Here is a 15,233-nt window from a genome sequence, read left to right as displayed (position 1 = left end):
CTCGGACGCCTCGGCCTCCGGCACCCAGCCGGGTTGGGCCGGAGGCGAGGTCTCGGGATCAATCACGGTCAATGCGAGTCACCCCCGCGGTTGTCTTCTGTCCGACCTCGACATCCACGTCCACGCCCTCGGGCAGGTAGATGTCGACGCGCGAGCCGAAGCGGATCAGTCCGATCCGGTCACCCTGCTCGACCTTGGTGCCCTGCGGCACGTAAGGCACGATGCGGCGCGCGACCGCTCCGGCGATCTGCACCATCTCGATGTCGCCCAGCTCGGTGTCGAAGTGCCAGACGACGCGCTCGTTGTTCTCGCTCTCCTTGTTGAACGCCGGAACGAACCCGCCCGGGATGTGCTCGACCGACGTCACCGTGCCGGAGAGGGGGGCACGGTTGACGTGGACGTTGAGCGGGCTCATGAAGATCGCGACCCGGGTCCGTCCGTCCTTCCACGGCATGATGCTCTGCACCACTCCGTCGGCGGGGGAGATGACCCGGCCCTGGGCGATCTCGCGCTCGGGGTCACGGAAGAACCAGAGCATGCCGGCCGCGAGCGCGGTGGCCGGTACGGCGACGACGGCCGCCTTCGAGGAGCGACGCGACCGGGCCAGGCTGAGGGCAGCGGTGGCGACGGTCGGCAGGAGCCACGGCGACGCTCCGCGAGCGAGGCGGACCCGGCCGCGAGGTGCAGAGATTTGGCTGTCGGGCATGGATGACCTTCGTAGCGGATGATTGCCGCGCTGTACGGGGGACGGCGGCTGTACCGCGATCGTATCGGTTGCGGGCCGCAACTGGGCAAGCCAGGAAGCTGAGTCGGAGCCCGAACAAGGTGGACAGGATGTGACGTTCTTCTCGAAGAAACCACCCTTATCGGGGCAACCGACCCGATGCTCACCCGTGAAGTCGATACTCCTCAAGCAACCTGCGCCCGATGATCATCTTCTGGATTTCCGCGGTTCCTTCGCCGATCAGCAGCATCGGGGCCTCACGGTAGAGGCGCTCGATCTCGTACTCCTTGGAGAAGCCGTAGCCGCCGTGGATCCGGAAGGCGTCCTCCACGACCTCTTTGCAGTACTCGGAGGCGAGGTACTTCGCCATCCCTGCCTCAAGGTCGTTTCGTTCCCCGGAGTCCTTTTTGCGTGCTGCGTTCACCATCATCGCATGGGCGGCCTCGACCTTGGTAGCCATCTCGGCCAGCTTGAACTGGATGGCCTGGTGCTCGGCGATCGGCTTTCCGAATGCGTGCCGTTGCTGTGCGTAAGAAACGCCCAACTCGAAAGCACGGTGTGCGACCCCGCAGCCACGCGCGGCGACGTTCACCCGCCCGACCTCGACGCCGTCCATCATCTGGTAGAAGCCGCGGCCGGTGTCACCCCCCAGGACGCGATTGGCCGGAATGCGCAGGCCATCCATGATCAGCTCGGTGGTGTCGACGCCCTTGTACCCCATCTTCTCGATCTTCCCGGGGATGGTGAGGCCCGGCCTGACCTCCCCGAACCCCGGTTCCTTCTCGATGAGGAAGGTCGTCATCGAACGGTGCGGAGCGGTCCCCTCCGGGTGTCCCTCGTCACTGCGCACCAGCACGGCCACCAGGTGCGAGGTGCCCCCGTTGGTGAGCCACATCTTCTGCCCGTCCAGGACGTACTCCGCGCCGTCCCGCACCGCCCGGGAGGTGATCGCCGAGACGTCCGAGCCGAGCCCCGGCTCCGACATGGAGAAGGCCCCGCGCACCTCGCCGGTCGCCATCCGGGGGAGGAAGTGCTCCCGCTGTTCCGGCGTGCCGTGCTGCTTGATCATGTACGCCACGATGAAGTGGGTGTTGACGATCCCCGAGACGGACATCCAGCCGCGGGCGATCTCCTCCACGCACAACGCGTACGTGAGCAGTGACTCGCCCAGGCCCCCGTACTCCTCGGGGACCATCAGCCCGAACAGGCCCAGTTCCCGCAGGCCGTCGACGATCTCCTGCGGATAGGCGTCGCGGTGTTCCAGTTCCGTCGCGACCGGGATGATCTCCTTGTCGACGAACTCCCGGACGGTCGCCAGGATCTCCTGCTGGACCTCGGTGAGGCCGTGGGTCTGGGCGAGTCGGCTCATGGCGTCACTTCTCCTGCGGCTTCTGGGTCGGGTCGAGCGGCACGGGGCGGCCCGGCTGTTCACCGCCGCGCTCCGCGACGTGGGCCCGCGTGGGCACCATGACCTTGCGGCGGAACACGCACACCAGCGTGCCGTCCTGCTTGTGCCCCCGGGTCTCCACCTGGACCACGCCCCGGTCGGCCTTCGACCGTGACGGGGTCTTGCCGAGGACGGTCGTCTCCCCGTAGATCGTGTCCCCGTGGAACGTCGGCGCGACGTGGCGCAGCGACTCGACCTCCAGGTTCGCGATCGCCTTGCCCGACACGTCCGGCACCGACATGCCCAGCAGCAGGGAGTAGACGTAGTTGCCCACGACCACGTTCCGACCGAAGTCGGTCGCCCGCTCGGCGTAGTGGGCGTCCAGGTGCAGCGGGTGGTGGTTCATGGTGAGCAGGCAGAACAGGTGGTCGTCGTACTCGGTGACCGTCTTGCCGGGCCAGTGCTTGTACACGGCGCCGACCTCGAACTCCTCGTAGGTGCGGCCGAACTGCATCGCGCTCACCCCCGGGGTGCTTCGAAGGCGGAGGTGCGGGACAGTCCGGCGGCCCGGCCCTTGCCGGCGATCACCAGGGCCATCTTGCGGGACGCCTCGTCGATCATCTCGTCGCCGAGCATCGCCGACCCCTTCATCCCGCCCGCCTCCGAGGTGTGGTGGGCGTAGGCGTCGAGGATCAGCTCGGCGTGGTCGTAGTCCTCCTGCGCGGGCGAGAACACCTCGTTCGCCGCCTCCACCTGCCCGGGGTGCAGCACCCACTTGCCGTCGAAGCCGAGCGCCGCGGCCCGGCCCGCGACCTCCCGGAAGCCGTCCACGTTGCGGATCTGGAGGTAGGGGCCGTCGATCGCCTGGAGGTCGTGCGCCCGGGCGGCCATCAGGATGCGCATCAGGATGTAGTGGTAGGCGTCCGCCGGGTACCCGGGCGGCTGCTCGCCGACGACCAGCGTCCGCATGTTGATGGAGGCCATGAAGTCCGCGGGGCCGAAGACGATCGTCTCCAGTCGGGGCGAGGCCGCGGCGATGGCGTCGACGTTCAGCAGGCCCCGGGCGTTCTCGATCTGTGCCTCGATGCCGATCCGTCCGACCTCGAAGCCCATGGTCTTCTCGATCTGCGTCAGCAGCAGGTCCAGCGCCACGATCTGCTGGGCGTCCTGCACCTTCGGCAGCATGATGCAGTCGAGGTTCTGGCCGGCGCCCTCGACCACCGTCACCACGTCGCGGTAGGTCCACTCGGTCGTCCAGTCGTTGACCCGCACCACCCGGGTCTTGCCGCTCCAGTCGCCCTCGTTGAGGAACGTGACGATCGTGTGCCGGGCGGCCGGCTTGGCGAGCGGTGCGCAGGCGTCCTCCAGGTCCAGGAACACCTGGTCGGCGGGGAGCTGCTGGGCCTTCTCCAGGAACCGCGGATTGGAACCCGGCACCGCCAGGCAGGAGCGGCGCGGACGCAGTCGGTTGACGGGGGCGGTCATGCGGGGACCTCCAGGGGTGCTAGCTCGTTCGCTGAGCGGATCTCGTCGACGATACGGCCGATGATCTCGGTGATGGCGAAGTCCTTCGGGGTGAACACGGCGGCGACGCCGGCCCGCCGCAGCTGCTCGGCGTCGCCGTTCGGGATGATCCCGCCGACGATCACCGGCACCTCAGCGGCCCCGGCCGCCCGCATCCGTTCCAGGACGTCGGGGACCAGTGCGGTGTGCGACCCGGACAGGATCGACAGGCCCACGCAGTGCACGTCCTCGGCGAGCGCCGCGGCCACGATCTGTTCCGGCGTGAGGCGGATGCCCTGGTAGACCACCTCGAAACCGGCGTCCCGGGCGCGCACGGCGATCTGCTCGGCGCCGTTGGAGTGCCCGTCCAGGCCCGGCTTGCCGACCAGCAGCCGCAGCTTGCCCGCCCCCAGGTCGGCGGCGGTCCGGGCCACCCGGGTGCGCACCAGCGCCAGCGCGGTGCCCGCCTCGGCGGTCACCGCGACGGGGGCCGACGACACGCCGGTGGGCGCCCGGAACTCCCCGAACACCTCCCGCAGCGCCCCGGCCCACTCCCCGGTGGTCACCCCGGCGCGGGCGCACTCCAAGGTGGTCTCCATGAGGTTGTCCGTGCCGGCCGCGGCCGTCTTGAGCCGTTCCAGCGCCTTGCAGGGCCTCGGATGGTTGAAGGGCGGCTGGTAGCGGGTGTCCCGCCAGGCGCCCAGCGCGGCCACCACCCGGGCCTCCACCGCCGGGTCGACCGACTGGACGGCCGTGTCCAGATCGGCCGTCAGCGGGTTCGGCTCGCTCGTCGCGAAGACGTTGACCCCGACGACCTTCTCGGTGCCCGCTTCGATCCGGGCCCGCCGCTCGGCGTGCGAGGCCACCAGGCGCCCCTTCAGATAGCCCGACTCGACGGCGGCCATCGCCCCGCCCATCTCCTCGATCCGGTCCATCTCCGCCAGCGCCTCGGCGGTCAGGGCGATCACCTTCTCCTCGACCACGTGCGAACCGGCGAACAGGTCCTCGTACTCCAGCAGGTCCGACTCGTGGGCCAGCACCTGTTGGATGCGCAGGCTCCACTGCTGGTCCCAGGGCCGGGGCAGTCCCAGGGCCTCGTTCCAGGCGGGCAACTGCACCGCCCGGGCCCGGGCGTCCTTCGACAGCGTCACGGCCAGCATCTCCAGCACGATCCGCTGCACGTTGTTCTCGGGCTGCGCCTCCGTCAGACCGAGCGAGTTGACCTGCACGCCGTAGCGGAACCGCCGCTTCTTGGGGTCCGTGACGCCGTAGCGGTCCCGGGCCACCCGGTCCCAGATCCGGCCGAAGGCGCGCATCTTGCACATCTCCTCGACGAAGCGGACCCCGGCGTTCACGAAGAACGAGATCCGGGCGACGACGTCGCCGAACTCCTCCTCGGGCACCTGTCCGCCGGCGCGCACCGCGTCCAGCACGGCGATCGCGGTGCTCATGGCGTACGCGATCTCCTGGACGGGCGTCGCACCGGCCTCCTGGAGGTGGTACGAGCAGATGTTGATGGGGTTCCACCGGGGGAGGTGCCGGACGGTGTACGCGATCATGTCGGTGGTCAGCCGGAGCGAGGGGCCGGGCGGGAAGACGTGCGTCCCGCGCGACAGGTACTCCTTGACGATGTCGTTCTGCGTGGTGCCCTGGAGCGCGGTGAGGTCGGCGCCCTGTTCCTCGGCGACCACCTGGTAGAGCGCCAACAGCCACATGGCGGTGGCGTTGATCGTCATCGAGGTGTTCATCCGCTCCAGCGGGATGTCCCGGAACAGCCGCCGCAGGTCCCCGAGGTGGGACACCGGCACGCCCACCCGCCCGACCTCGCCGCGGGCGAGCACGTGATCCGGGTCGTAGCCGGTCTGCGTCGGCAGGTCGAACGCCACCGACAGGCCGGTCTGGCCCTTGGCGAGGCCCTGCCGGTACAGCTCGTTGGACGCCTCGGCCGTGGAGTGGCCCGCGTACGTCCGCATCAGCCACGGCCGGTCCTTGGATCGCTCGGTCATGCGTGCGCTCCCTTCCCGCGCTCAGACGTTCCGGAAGCGGTTGATGGCGTCGAGGTGCCGGGCGCGGGTCTCCCCGTCGCGCACGCCGAGCCCCTCCTCGGGCGCCAGGCACAGCACGCCGACCTTGCCCTGGTGGAGGTTGCGGTGCACGTCGTACGCGGCCTGCCCGGTGTCCTCCAGTGCGTACACCCGGGACAGCGTGGGGTGGATCTTCGCCTTGGCGACGAGCCGGTTGGCCTCCCACGCCTCGCGGTAGTTGGCGAAGTGCGAGCCGATGATCCGCTTCAGCGACATCCACAGGTAGCGGTTGTCGTAGGTGTGCTGGTAGCCGGAGGTCGATGCGCAGGTCACGACGGTGCCGCCCTTGCGGGTGACGTAGACGGAGGCGCCGAAGGTCTCCCGACCGGGGTGTTCGAAGACGATGTCGACGTCCTCGCCCCCGGTGAGCTCGCGGATGCGTTGGCCGAAGCGCTTCCACTCGCGCGGGTCCTGCTCGTGCTCGTCGCGCCAGAAGCGGTAGTCCTCGGCGTCCCGGTCGATGATCGCCTCGGCGCCCATGGCGCGGCAGATCTCCGCCTTCGCCGGGCTGCTGACGACACAGATCGGGGTGGCGCCGCCGGCCAGCGCGAACTGGGTCGCGTAGGAGCCGAGCCCGCCGCTGGCGCCCCAGACGAGGACGTTGTCGCCCTGTTTCATGCCCGCCCCGTTGCGCGAGACCAACTGCCGGTAGGCGGTGGAGTTGACCAGGCCGGGGGCGGCCGCCTCCTCCCAGCTGAGGTGGTCGGGCTTGGGCATCAGCTGGTTGGACTTGACCAAAGCGATCTCGGCGAGCCCCCCGAAGTTCGTCTCGAAGCCCCAGATGCGCTGTTCGGGGTCGAGCATGGTGTCGTTGTGCCCGTCGGAGCTCTCCAGTTCCACCGAGAGGCAGTGCGCGACGACCTCGTCCCCGGGGCGCCAGGCGTTGACCCCGGGTCCGGTGCGCAGCACCACGCCCGCGAGGTCCGAGCCGATGACGTGGTACGGCAGGTCATGGCGCCGGGTCAGCTCGGACAGCCTGCCGTACCGCTCCAGGAAGCCGAAGGTGGACAGCGGTTCGAAGATCGACGTCCACACGGTGTTGTAGTTCACCGAGGAGGCCATCACGGCCACCAGGGCCTCGCCGGGGCCCAGTTCGGGCACCGGCACCTCGTCCAGGTGGAGCGAGTCGCGCGGGTCCTTCTGCCGGGTGCTGAGGCCCGCGAACATCTCGGTCTCGTCCTTGTGCACGGTGACCGCGCGGTACGAGTCCGGGATGCGCAGGGCGGCGAAGTCGGCGGCCGTGCTGTCCGGCGACTGGATCGCGTCCAGGATTTCCTTCACGGTGTTGCCTCCGGCGAAGCGGTGTTCCCGACGGGGCGGGAGAACACGAGAGGGGATGCGGGGAACGCTCGGGGGCCCCGGGACGGGGCGGATGAGGTGCGTGGGCTGCCGTCGGTCCGGCGGAGGTGCGTGAGGCGCGGGTGGCGCCGAAGGTGCTGCCTGTGACGCAGGCGTCCGGGCGCACGGGCGGGTGCTCGCGGGGACAGTCCACGTACGGGGAATCCCGTGTCGTCGACCGCCCGGACCACTTCACGGTATTGGCACCCCGTGCCGCATCGCAAGACACTGCGTGCCAAGAATTGGTCTCATCTGGCTATTGCTTCCCTCAGATGAGCGATGATCGATCGTTCGCCCCACTCAGCCGCGCGATCACTCGGCCGCCCGGGTGCCCACGGGCACGGGAAACGCACACGGCCCTGGTGGCACCCCTCGTCGGGGTGTCACCAGGGCCGTGCGGGGCCTGCCGGAGGGGCGCGTGCTCAGTCGCCCGCGGGATGGCGCAGCGCGTGCTCGATGGTCCGCATGACCTCGTCCAACGGCGCATCGGTACGGGCGACGGCCACCAGTACCTGACCCTCGGTGCCCTCGGCGGTCGACACCGCCGTGCTGCGGCCCGAGCCGATCCCGGTGCCGAACGTCCGGCGGACGATGGCGAAGGCGTGGTCCAACTGTCCCTCGACGTCCCCCTCGCCGCCGGCCCGCAGCCACCGCCGCAGCACGTGGTTGTGCGCGGTCACCACCGCGGACGCGGCCACCTCCGCGAGCAGCGGATCGTCATTGCCGTGGTGGTGCGCCTGCTCGTCGAAGTGGGCCAGCAGATAACGCGTGAACAGCCGCTCGTAGCGGGCCACGGAGGCGATCTCCCGCTCCCGCAGGGTGGGCACCTCCCGGGTGAGCCGGTAGCGCTCCACGGACACCGCGGGCGAGGCGGCGTACATCTTCATGACCTCCTTGATCCCGCGGCACACCGTGTCGAGCGGATGCTCGTGCGGCGGGGCCGCGTTGAGCACGGCCTCGGCCCGGATCAGGGTGTCGTCGTGATCGGGGAAGATCGCCTCTTCCTTGGACCGGAAGTGCCGGAAGAAGGTCCGTCGCGCGACCCCCGCCGCCGCCGCGATCTCGTCGACCGTCGTGGCCTCGTACCCCTTGGTCGCGAACAGCTCCATGGCTGCCGCCGCCAGCTCCCGGCGCATCTTGAGCCGCTGCGCGGCGGCACGGCTCCCGGCCGCGCTCTCGGGTGCTTCGGACGTGGACGAGCGGGGTGCACGGCGGGCGGAATCCGCGGACTGGGACATGCCACGAACGTACTCCATCCCCGCGCACGGTTGCGCACGTCCCCGCTGCCCGCACAACGCGGGCGCGGGCAGCGGACGGGGCGGCGGACGGGACGGACGCGACCTGGCCCGCCGCGCCCGCCCCGCCCGAACCGGCCCGGTCCCGTGGGCGGTCGGGCCACCGCCCGACGGCTCAGCGACGGGCGTGCTCGCGGAAGCCGCGCCCCGACTTGCGCCCCAGGCAGCCCGCGGCCACCAGGTGTTCCAGCAACGGCGCCGGGGCGAGGCCCGGGTCCCGGAACTCGGCGTGCAGCACCTTCTCGATGGCCAGCGAGACGTCGAGCCCGACCACGTCCAGCAACTCGAACGGCCCCATCGGATAACCCCCGCCCAGCTTCATCGCGGCGTCGACGTCGTCGGGGGTCGCATAGTGCTCCTGCACCATCTTCACCGCGTCGTTGAGGTACGGGAACAGCAGCGCGTTCACGATGAACCCGGCGCGGTCACCGCAGTCCACGGAGTGCTTGCGGATGCCGGCGCAGACCTCCCGGACGGTCGCGTGCACGTCGTCCGCGGTCAGCACCGTCCGCACGACCTCGACCAGCTTCATCGCCGGCGCCGGGTTGAAGAAGTGCATCCCGATGACGTCCTCGGGCCGGTCGGTGGCCCGGGCGCAGGCGATGACGGGCAGCGACGAGGTGGTGGTGGCGAGCACCGCACCCGGCCGGCACACCCCGTCCAGCACGTCGAACAGCCGCTGTTTGACCCCCAGGTCCTCGGCGACGGCCTCGACCACCAGGTCCACCGGGGCGAACGCCTCGTACCCGCCGGCGGGCGTGATCCGGTCCAGCACCAGGGCGGCCGCCTCGGCGGAGGTCCGGCCCCGCGCGACCGAGCGGTCCAGGGAGGCGCCGATCCGGGTCCGGGCGGTCTCCGCCTTCGACCGGCTGCGGGCGGCGAGCACCACCTCGTACCCGGCCCCGGCGAAGACCTCGGCGATCCCGGAGGCCATGGTCCCCGACCCGGCCACGCCCACGGACCGCACCGGCCGCCCGGCGGCGGCACGCGGACCCGGCAGCCCGGGAGCGAGGGCGTCGGGTACCACCGCTGCGCCACCGCGCTCCTCGTACGTGTAGAAGCCGCGGCCCGCCTTGCGCCCCGTCAGACCCGCCGCCCCGAGCTGCCCGAGGACCGGGGCGGGCGCGTACAGCCGGTCGCCGGAGGCCGCGTACAGCGCCTCCAGGACGGTGCGGGCGGTGTCGACGCCGATCAGGTCGAGCAGGGCGAGCGGCCCCATGGGCAGTCCGCAGCCGAGCCGCATCGCCGCGTCGATGTCCTCGCGGCTCGCGTACTTCGACTCGTACATGGCGGCCGCCCGGTTGAGGTAGCCGAACAGCAGCCCGTCGGCGACGAACCCGGGCCGGTCGCCCACCGCCACGGGCTCCTTGCCGAGTTCCACCACGAGGTCCGTGACGGCGGCCACGGCGGCGGGCGCGGTGAGCACCGAGGAGACCACCTCGACCAGTCGCATCGCGGGCGCCGGGTTGAAGAAGTGCAGTCCGAGGAGGCGTTCGGGGCGCGCGGACTCGGCGGCGAGCCGCGTCACCGACAGCGCGTTGGTGCCCGTCGCGAGGACGGCACCGGGGGCCACGACCGCGTCGACCGCCCGGATCACCTGCTGTTTGGTCTCGTAGGACTCCGGGGTGACCTCGATGACGAGGTCCGCATCGGCGGCGGCCCGCAGATCGGTGGTGGCCCGGAACCGGGCGAGGGCGTCGGAGCGTTCGGGTTCGCTGAGCCGCCCGCGGCGCACCGCGCGGGCGGTGGACGCCGCCACGGTGCTGACGGCCCGGGCCGCGAGCTCGTCGGTGAGGTCCACGCCGACGACCTCGCGCCCGGCGCGCGCCAGCACCTCGGCGATTCCGGTGCCCATGGTGCCGAGGCCGATGACGGCCACCTTGCGCAGGGGACGGGGACGGGCGGCGTCGGGAGAAGGGGTCGGGAGGGGAGCAGGGGACAGGGGGGACGCGGGAGTTGCCATCGAGGGGACTCCAGGGAGGGAAGGGGTGACGTGCGTCCCGGGCCACGAGGGGCGGGCCCCGGGAGGAGAGCGGCGCGCCCTGTCCCGAGCCGCGCCGTGAGGAGACGTCCAGGGGGGGATGACGTGCCGTCACTGCCCCACCGGTCGCCGAACCGACCGCACTCCCGCCGGCTGCGTCACCAGGCCACCGGAAGCCGTACACGGGAGTTCATCCCGCTCGAATGAGCTTAACTCGCGAGTAACGAGCGCGCCAGCCCTCGGGAGGTGCGGCTTCTCGGTCACGGACGGCGACTGTCCGGTGACCCGAGGCGTCGATAGGCTCGTCGGCATGGACGAAGAGTTGCGAGCGCTCACGGAACGTCTCCGCAAGGAGTCCGGTGGGGCGGACCCGTTCGGGCCGCTCACCGCAACTGGTGACCCCGAGGTGCTGGCCGCGGTGCTGACCGCACCGGGCCAGCCGCTGTGGGCCCGTGAGCTGGCAGCCTTCCGGCTCGGCGGCGCCGGCGACCGACGCGCCTTCGAGACGCTGGTGCTGCTGCTCAACCACCGTGATCCCGCGCGGTGCGCGAGCGCCGCCACCGCGTTGGCCCGGCTTGCCGACCCGCGCACGGCCCGGGCGGCGGCGGCGCTCGCCACCAACGAGCTGCGCGTGGCGTACGCACTGCACCCCGTGCGCCTGCTGGTCGCCCTGCGCGCCCCGGAGTCGGTGCCCGCGCTGATCACCGCGCTGGAGCGCCGGTTGACCCCGGGCGACCCGTACCGTGCGGTGGCCCTCGCCTGTGTGGAGGGGCTGGGCGAGTTGGCTGACCCGCGGGCCCGCCCGGTGCTGCGGGCGGCCCGTGCGCACCCGGCGTTGACGGGGTCGGCGCAACGGGCCCTGGACCTGACCCGCTGACCCGTGCCGGGGTCGTCAGCCCTCGGTGGCCGGCGCGCCGGGCTCGGCCACGACGGCGTACGCCTCGATCTCCATCAGGAACTGCGGGGCGACCAGCGCGCCGACCTGGACGGCGGAACTCGCGGGCAGCCGGGCCGGGTCGAGGAACTCGCCGCGCACCGTGCGGACCGCGTCCAGGTGGGCGATGTCCACCAGGAAGTAGGTGAGCTTCACGACGTCGTCGAAGGTGGCGCCCGCGGCGGCGAGGCAGCGGCCGAGGTTGCCGAAGACCTGGCGGGCCTGGGCGACCGGGTCGCCCTCGCCGACCAGTCGTCCCTCTTCGTCGAGGGCCAGTTGGCCGGAGATCGCCACGAACCGTCCGGTTCCCAGGACGACATGGGTGTAGGCGGTGGCGGGGAAGACCCCGTCGGGCGCGGGCAGGCGGGTGAGATGGCTGGTCATGTCGCCATCCTCACCCACCCGTTCCCCGGCCCGACGGGCACCCCCGGTCAGCCCCGGAACCCGAGCAGTCCGTGCAGGGCGGCGCCCCGGGCGGCGGCGGAGCCGCGCGGGGCCCGCGGCTCGGGCTCCGGCAGACGCGCGCACACCGCGTCCGCCGCGGTCCCGTTGCCCGGGCCGTCCGGCACCCGCCCGGTGGCCAGGTAGTCGGACAGATGGCGGTCGAGGCAGGCGTTCCCGCTCAGGGTGACCCCGTGGTTGCCGCCGCCCTCCTCCACGACCAGCCGGGAGCCGCCCAGTGCGCGGCGCAGTGCGTGGGCGCCCGCCACGGGAGTGGCCCCGTCGTCAGTCGCCTGGAGGAGCAGTACGGGCGGGAGGTCGTCGGTGCCGATGTTCGGCGGCACCAGCGGTGCGGTCGGCCAGTGGGCGCACGGTGCGTTGTACCAGGCGTTGTTCCAGGTGGAGAACGGTGCCTTGGCGTGGGTCCGACGGTTGTCCGCCCGCCAGTCGTCCCAGTCGCGGGTCCACCAGGCGTCACGGCACTGCACCGCGGTGTAGGCGCTGTAGCCGTTGTCGCCCTCCGCGTCGACGGTGCCGAACGCCTCGTACGCCGCGACGAGCACGTCCGGGTCCCGCCGCTTGACGTACGCGGCGAACGCCTCGGCCAGGTACGGCCAGTAGCCGTCGAAGTAGGCGCCGGGCAGGAAGGTGTCCTCCAGTTCGGCGCCGCCCACCGTGCCGCCCGCCGGTTCGCGGGTCACGGCGGTGCGCATCGCGTACCACGCCTCCTCGATCCCGGCCGGGTCGGTGCCGAGCCCGTAGGCGGCGTCGTGCCGGGCGATCCAGGCGAGGAACGCCTGGTGCCGGGCCTGGAAGGCGGTGTCCTGGCCGAGGTTCGCCTCGTACCAGACCTCGTCCGGGTCCACCACCGAGTCCAGGGCCATCCGACGCACCCGCTGCGGGTACAGCGTGGCGTACACCGATCCCAGGTAGGTGCCGTACGAGTAGCCGAGGTAGCTGATCTGCGGGGCGCCCAGCGCGGCGCGGACGGCCTCCACGTCCCGCACCGTGCTGAGGGTGTCGATGTACGGGAGCACGTCCCCGTGCTTGGCGCCGCACGCCTGTGCGAAGGCCCTGGCCCGTTCGGTGTTCGCCGCTTCGACGGCGGGGGTGTCCGGCACGCTGGGCGGCCGTACCGGGTCGAAGTGGCCGGGGAGGCAGTCCAGGGCGGGCTCGCTCTTGCCGACGCCGCGCGGGTCGAAGCCGATGACGTCGTACTGGGCGGCCACCTCCGCGGGCAGTTCCCGGGCGACGTGTCCGGCGAGGGAGAGACCGCTGCCGCCGGGGCCGCCGGGGTTCACCAGGAGCGGGCCCTGGGAGGACTTCGCGGTGTGCGGGACCCGGGACAGGGCGAGGGTGATCCGTCGGCCGTCCGGGTCGGCGTGGTCGAGCGGCACGTCGAGGGAGGCGCACTGGAGTTCCGGGTACCGCCCGGTGCCGCACGCCTTCCACCGCAGGGTGGTGGCGGTCGGGGCGTCCGCGGCGGTGGTGGTGGAGGGGGTGGCGGTCGCGGAGTGGGGGAGGGCCGTGAGCGTCCCGGTCAGCGCCACGGCGATGCCGCAGAGCGCGGCTGCACGTTTCTTCATGGGGCCTTCAAGGGCTGAGGGTGCGGGGCCGTGGGCCCACGGCCCCCCGGGGCATGCTTCCGGACGCGGGCGCCGGATCGGCCCCGGCCGGCGGGGTGTTGCCGACCGTTGACCCGAAGGGGTGACCGCCCGGGCGTCCGGGCCCGGGCGGGCCCGCCCGTCGCCCCCGGGGTCACAGCAGCGACAACTGGGTGGCTCCGGGAGCCGGGGGCGACGGGCGGGGTGCGTCGTGGTCCGGCGTCCGGCCGGGCCGCCCCGGGCCCGCCGGGCCGATCCCGTACTCCTCGGCCAGTCGGTGCACCTGGCGGGTGATGCCGCGCTGGTACCAGTTCGGTGCGTACGCCCCGTGCGCGTACAGCCGTTCGTAGCGCGGCACCAGTTGCGGGTGGTGGCGGGCGAGCCAGGACATGAACCACTCCCGGGCGCCGGGCCGCAGGTGCAGCACCAGCGGGGTCACCGAGCTCGCCCCGGCCGCCGCGATCGCCCGGACCGTGTCGCGCAGCTGTTCGTGACGGTCGCCGAGGAACGGCACCACGGGAGCCATCAGCACCCCGCACCCGATGCCCCGTTCGGCGAGCGCCCGGACGACGTCGAGGCGGCGCCGGGGAGCGGGCGTTCCCGGCTCGATGCTCCGCCACAGCGCCGGATCGGTGAAGCCCACGGAGACGGAGACGCCGACCTCGGTGACCTCGGCGGCCTGCTGGAGCAGGTCCAGGTCCCGCAGGATCAGGGTGCCCTTGGTGAGGATCGAGAACGGGTTGGCCCGGTCGCGCAGGGCCGTGAGGATGCCCGGCATGAGTGCGTACCGTCCCTCCGCCCGCTGGTAACAGTCCACGTTGGTGCCCATGGCGACGTGCTCGCCCTGCCAGCGGGGCGAGGCGAGTTGACGCCGCAGCAACTCGGGTGCGTTGACCTTGACGACGATCTGGGTGTCGAAGCCGATGCCGGTGTCCAGGTCGAGGTAGCCGTGCGACTGGCGCGCGAAGCAATAGACGCAGGCGTGGGTGCACCCGCGGTACGGGTTCACCGTCCATTCGAACGGCATCCGGGAGGCCCCGGGCACCCGGTTCAGGATCGAGCGGGCCCGCACCTCGTGGAAGGTGACCCCGTGGAACTCGGGGGTGTCGAACGTCCTGGTGACGACCGCGTCCGCGTCGAACAGGGCGGGGGAGCGGTCCGGACGGTTCCCGGGCCCGTCGCTCAGGTTCTCCCAGCGCATGGTGCCTCCCTCGGTAGCACTCGTCCATAGAATAGAACACATGTTCCCTTCGGGTGGGGAGGGCGTCGGCGGGTCGTTTCCGTCGGTAGTCGGGAGGGCGCCTTCGCGTCACGGTCCGGCGCGAAGGTCGACCCCGATTTGGGGGCCCGGCCACCGGGGTGGTTGGCTTTCCGCGGACCGTTGGAAGAACAAGCCTTGGAGGAGTGCAATGGCGCAGGTCGAGGCCACCACGGAGCGGACCATCGCGGCGAACCCCGACGACGTCTTCGACGCGCTGGCCGACTACAGCGGTATGCGCGGGAAGCTGCTGCCGGAGCACTTCAGCGAGTACGAGGTCCGTGAGGGCGGTGACGGTCGGGGCACCGTCGTCCACTGGAGGCTCCAGGCCACCAGCAAGCGGGTGCGCGACTGTCTGCTGGACGTCACCGAGCCCAACGAGGGCGAGCTGGTCGAGAAGGACCGCAACTCCTCGATGGTCACCACCTGGGTCGTCACCCCCGGTGGCGAGGGCCGGGCCCGGGTCGTGGTCACCAGCCGCTGGCAGGGGGCCACCGGCATCGGCGGCTTCTTCGAGCGGACCTTCGCCCCCAAGGGCCTCGCCAAGATCTACGACGCGATCCTCGCCCGCCTCGCCGCGGAGATGGAGAAGTAGCGTCCGGTCCGGGGGTGCCCTGCGGGGCGCCCCCGGACGCTCCCGCGGCGCGCTCCGGGGCGCACCGCGGGGGTCCGGGTCCGCAGGGA

General features: G+C 71.8%; 13 protein-coding genes. 2 read left to right on the top strand and 11 right to left on the bottom strand.

Annotated features, from left to right (window positions below):
• Positions 1–58: 58 nt before the first annotated feature.
• The 8 genes from ACFYOU_RS20725 to ACFYOU_RS20690 all read right to left on the bottom strand — a co-directional run bounded on the left by ACFYOU_RS20725 (position 59) and on the right by ACFYOU_RS20690 (position 10,294).
• Complete coding sequence (locus ACFYOU_RS20725) at positions 59–706, bottom strand: phosphatidylserine decarboxylase (protein ID WP_391307391.1); 648 nt, start codon at positions 704–706, stop codon at positions 59–61.
• 181 nt (positions 707–887) lie between these two features.
• On the bottom strand, positions 888–2,093 hold the full coding sequence (locus tag ACFYOU_RS20720) for an acyl-CoA dehydrogenase family protein (RefSeq protein WP_391307389.1): 1,206 nt from the start codon (positions 2,091–2,093) through the stop codon (positions 888–890).
• A gap of 4 nt (positions 2,094–2,097) precedes the next feature.
• The gene (locus tag ACFYOU_RS20715; protein ID WP_389763690.1) at positions 2,098–2,625 is read right to left on the bottom strand and encodes a MaoC family dehydratase; all 528 of its coding nucleotides are present in this window, start codon (positions 2,623–2,625) and stop codon (positions 2,098–2,100) included.
• A 5-nt stretch (positions 2,626–2,630) separates the two neighbouring features.
• Positions 2,631–3,596, bottom strand: coding sequence for an HpcH/HpaI aldolase/citrate lyase family protein (locus tag ACFYOU_RS20710; protein ID WP_385490970.1), 966 nt, complete (start codon positions 3,594–3,596; stop codon positions 2,631–2,633).
• A complete protein-coding gene (locus ACFYOU_RS20705) occupies positions 3,593–5,620 on the bottom strand; it encodes a methylmalonyl-CoA mutase family protein (protein ID WP_391307386.1) in 2,028 nt (675 codons plus the stop codon). The genes ACFYOU_RS20710 and ACFYOU_RS20705 overlap by 4 nt, the downstream gene beginning before the upstream one ends.
• A 21-nt stretch (positions 5,621–5,641) precedes the next feature.
• Entirely contained in the window at positions 5,642–6,979 is a 1,338-nt protein-coding gene (gene ccrA, locus ACFYOU_RS20700) for a crotonyl-CoA carboxylase/reductase (protein WP_389763336.1), read from the bottom strand.
• A gap of 479 nt (positions 6,980–7,458) precedes the next feature.
• Positions 7,459–8,274 (bottom strand): TetR family transcriptional regulator, encoded by an 816-nt coding sequence (locus tag ACFYOU_RS20695; RefSeq protein ID WP_391307384.1) that lies wholly within the window; start codon positions 8,272–8,274, stop codon positions 7,459–7,461.
• 172 nt (positions 8,275–8,446) lie between these two features.
• Entirely contained in the window at positions 8,447–10,294 is a 1,848-nt protein-coding gene (locus tag ACFYOU_RS20690) for a 3-hydroxyacyl-CoA dehydrogenase NAD-binding domain-containing protein (protein ID WP_391307383.1), read from the bottom strand.
• Positions 10,295–10,622: 328 nt separating this feature from the next.
• On the opposite strand from ACFYOU_RS20690, the gene ACFYOU_RS20685 reads away from it, so the two are divergent.
• Positions 10,623–11,189 (top strand): HEAT repeat domain-containing protein, encoded by a 567-nt coding sequence (locus ACFYOU_RS20685; protein ID WP_391307381.1) that lies wholly within the window; start codon positions 10,623–10,625, stop codon positions 11,187–11,189.
• A 15-nt stretch (positions 11,190–11,204) separates the two neighbouring features.
• Here the strand turns inward: ACFYOU_RS20685 and ACFYOU_RS20680 are convergent, their stop codons facing one another.
• The 3 genes from ACFYOU_RS20680 to ACFYOU_RS20670 form a co-directional block, all read right to left on the bottom strand.
• The gene (locus ACFYOU_RS20680; RefSeq protein WP_391307380.1) at positions 11,205–11,630 is read right to left on the bottom strand and encodes a Rid family hydrolase; all 426 of its coding nucleotides are present in this window, start codon (positions 11,628–11,630) and stop codon (positions 11,205–11,207) included.
• Positions 11,631–11,677: 47 nt separating this feature from the next.
• Complete coding sequence (locus ACFYOU_RS20675) at positions 11,678–13,273, bottom strand: alpha/beta fold hydrolase (RefSeq protein ID WP_391307378.1); 1,596 nt, start codon at positions 13,271–13,273, stop codon at positions 11,678–11,680.
• 172 nt (positions 13,274–13,445) lie between these two features.
• Entirely contained in the window at positions 13,446–14,492 is a 1,047-nt protein-coding gene (locus ACFYOU_RS20670; RefSeq protein WP_391307377.1) for an Rv2578c family radical SAM protein, read from the bottom strand.
• A gap of 208 nt (positions 14,493–14,700) precedes the next feature.
• Here ACFYOU_RS20670 and ACFYOU_RS20665 point away from each other — a divergent pair, with 208 nt between their 5' ends.
• Entirely contained in the window at positions 14,701–15,144 is a 444-nt protein-coding gene (locus ACFYOU_RS20665; protein ID WP_385490992.1) for an SRPBCC family protein, read from the top strand.
• Positions 15,145–15,233 lie beyond the last annotated feature (89 nt).

The sequence above is a fragment of the Streptomyces sp. NPDC005955 genome, from assembly GCF_042871255.1.
Classification (GTDB): domain Bacteria; phylum Actinomycetota; class Actinomycetes; order Streptomycetales; family Streptomycetaceae; genus Streptomyces.
The sequence above is the reverse complement of the archived record's forward strand: the minus strand, read 5'-3'. Positions and strand labels throughout refer to the sequence as shown.

Bases quoted from the DNA above. Each gene is read 5' to 3' on its own strand.
- ACFYOU_RS20725 (WP_391307391.1), bottom strand. From the start codon at position 706: ATGCCCGACAGCCAAATCTCTGCACCTCGCGGCCGGGTCCGCCTCGCT.
- ACFYOU_RS20720 (WP_391307389.1), bottom strand. From the start codon at position 2,093: ATGAGCCGACTCGCCCAGACCCACGGCCTCACCGAGGTCCAGCAGGAG.
- ACFYOU_RS20715 (WP_389763690.1), bottom strand. From the start codon at position 2,625: ATGCAGTTCGGCCGCACCTACGAGGAGTTCGAGGTCGGCGCCGTGTAC.
- ACFYOU_RS20710 (WP_385490970.1), bottom strand. From the start codon at position 3,596: ATGACCGCCCCCGTCAACCGACTGCGTCCGCGCCGCTCCTGCCTGGCG.
- ACFYOU_RS20705 (WP_391307386.1), bottom strand. From the start codon at position 5,620: ATGACCGAGCGATCCAAGGACCGGCCGTGGCTGATGCGGACGTACGCG.
- ACFYOU_RS20695 (WP_391307384.1), bottom strand. From the start codon at position 8,274: ATGTCCCAGTCCGCGGATTCCGCCCGCCGTGCACCCCGCTCGTCCACG.
- ACFYOU_RS20690 (WP_391307383.1), bottom strand. From the start codon at position 10,294: ATGGCAACTCCCGCGTCCCCCCTGTCCCCTGCTCCCCTCCCGACCCCT.
- ACFYOU_RS20685 (WP_391307381.1), top strand. From the start codon at position 10,623: ATGGACGAAGAGTTGCGAGCGCTCACGGAACGTCTCCGCAAGGAGTCC.
- ACFYOU_RS20680 (WP_391307380.1), bottom strand. From the start codon at position 11,630: ATGACCAGCCATCTCACCCGCCTGCCCGCGCCCGACGGGGTCTTCCCC.
- ACFYOU_RS20675 (WP_391307378.1), bottom strand. From the start codon at position 13,273: ATGAAGAAACGTGCAGCCGCGCTCTGCGGCATCGCCGTGGCGCTGACC.
- ACFYOU_RS20670 (WP_391307377.1), bottom strand. From the start codon at position 14,492: ATGCGCTGGGAGAACCTGAGCGACGGGCCCGGGAACCGTCCGGACCGC.
- ACFYOU_RS20665 (WP_385490992.1), top strand. From the start codon at position 14,701: ATGGCGCAGGTCGAGGCCACCACGGAGCGGACCATCGCGGCGAACCCC.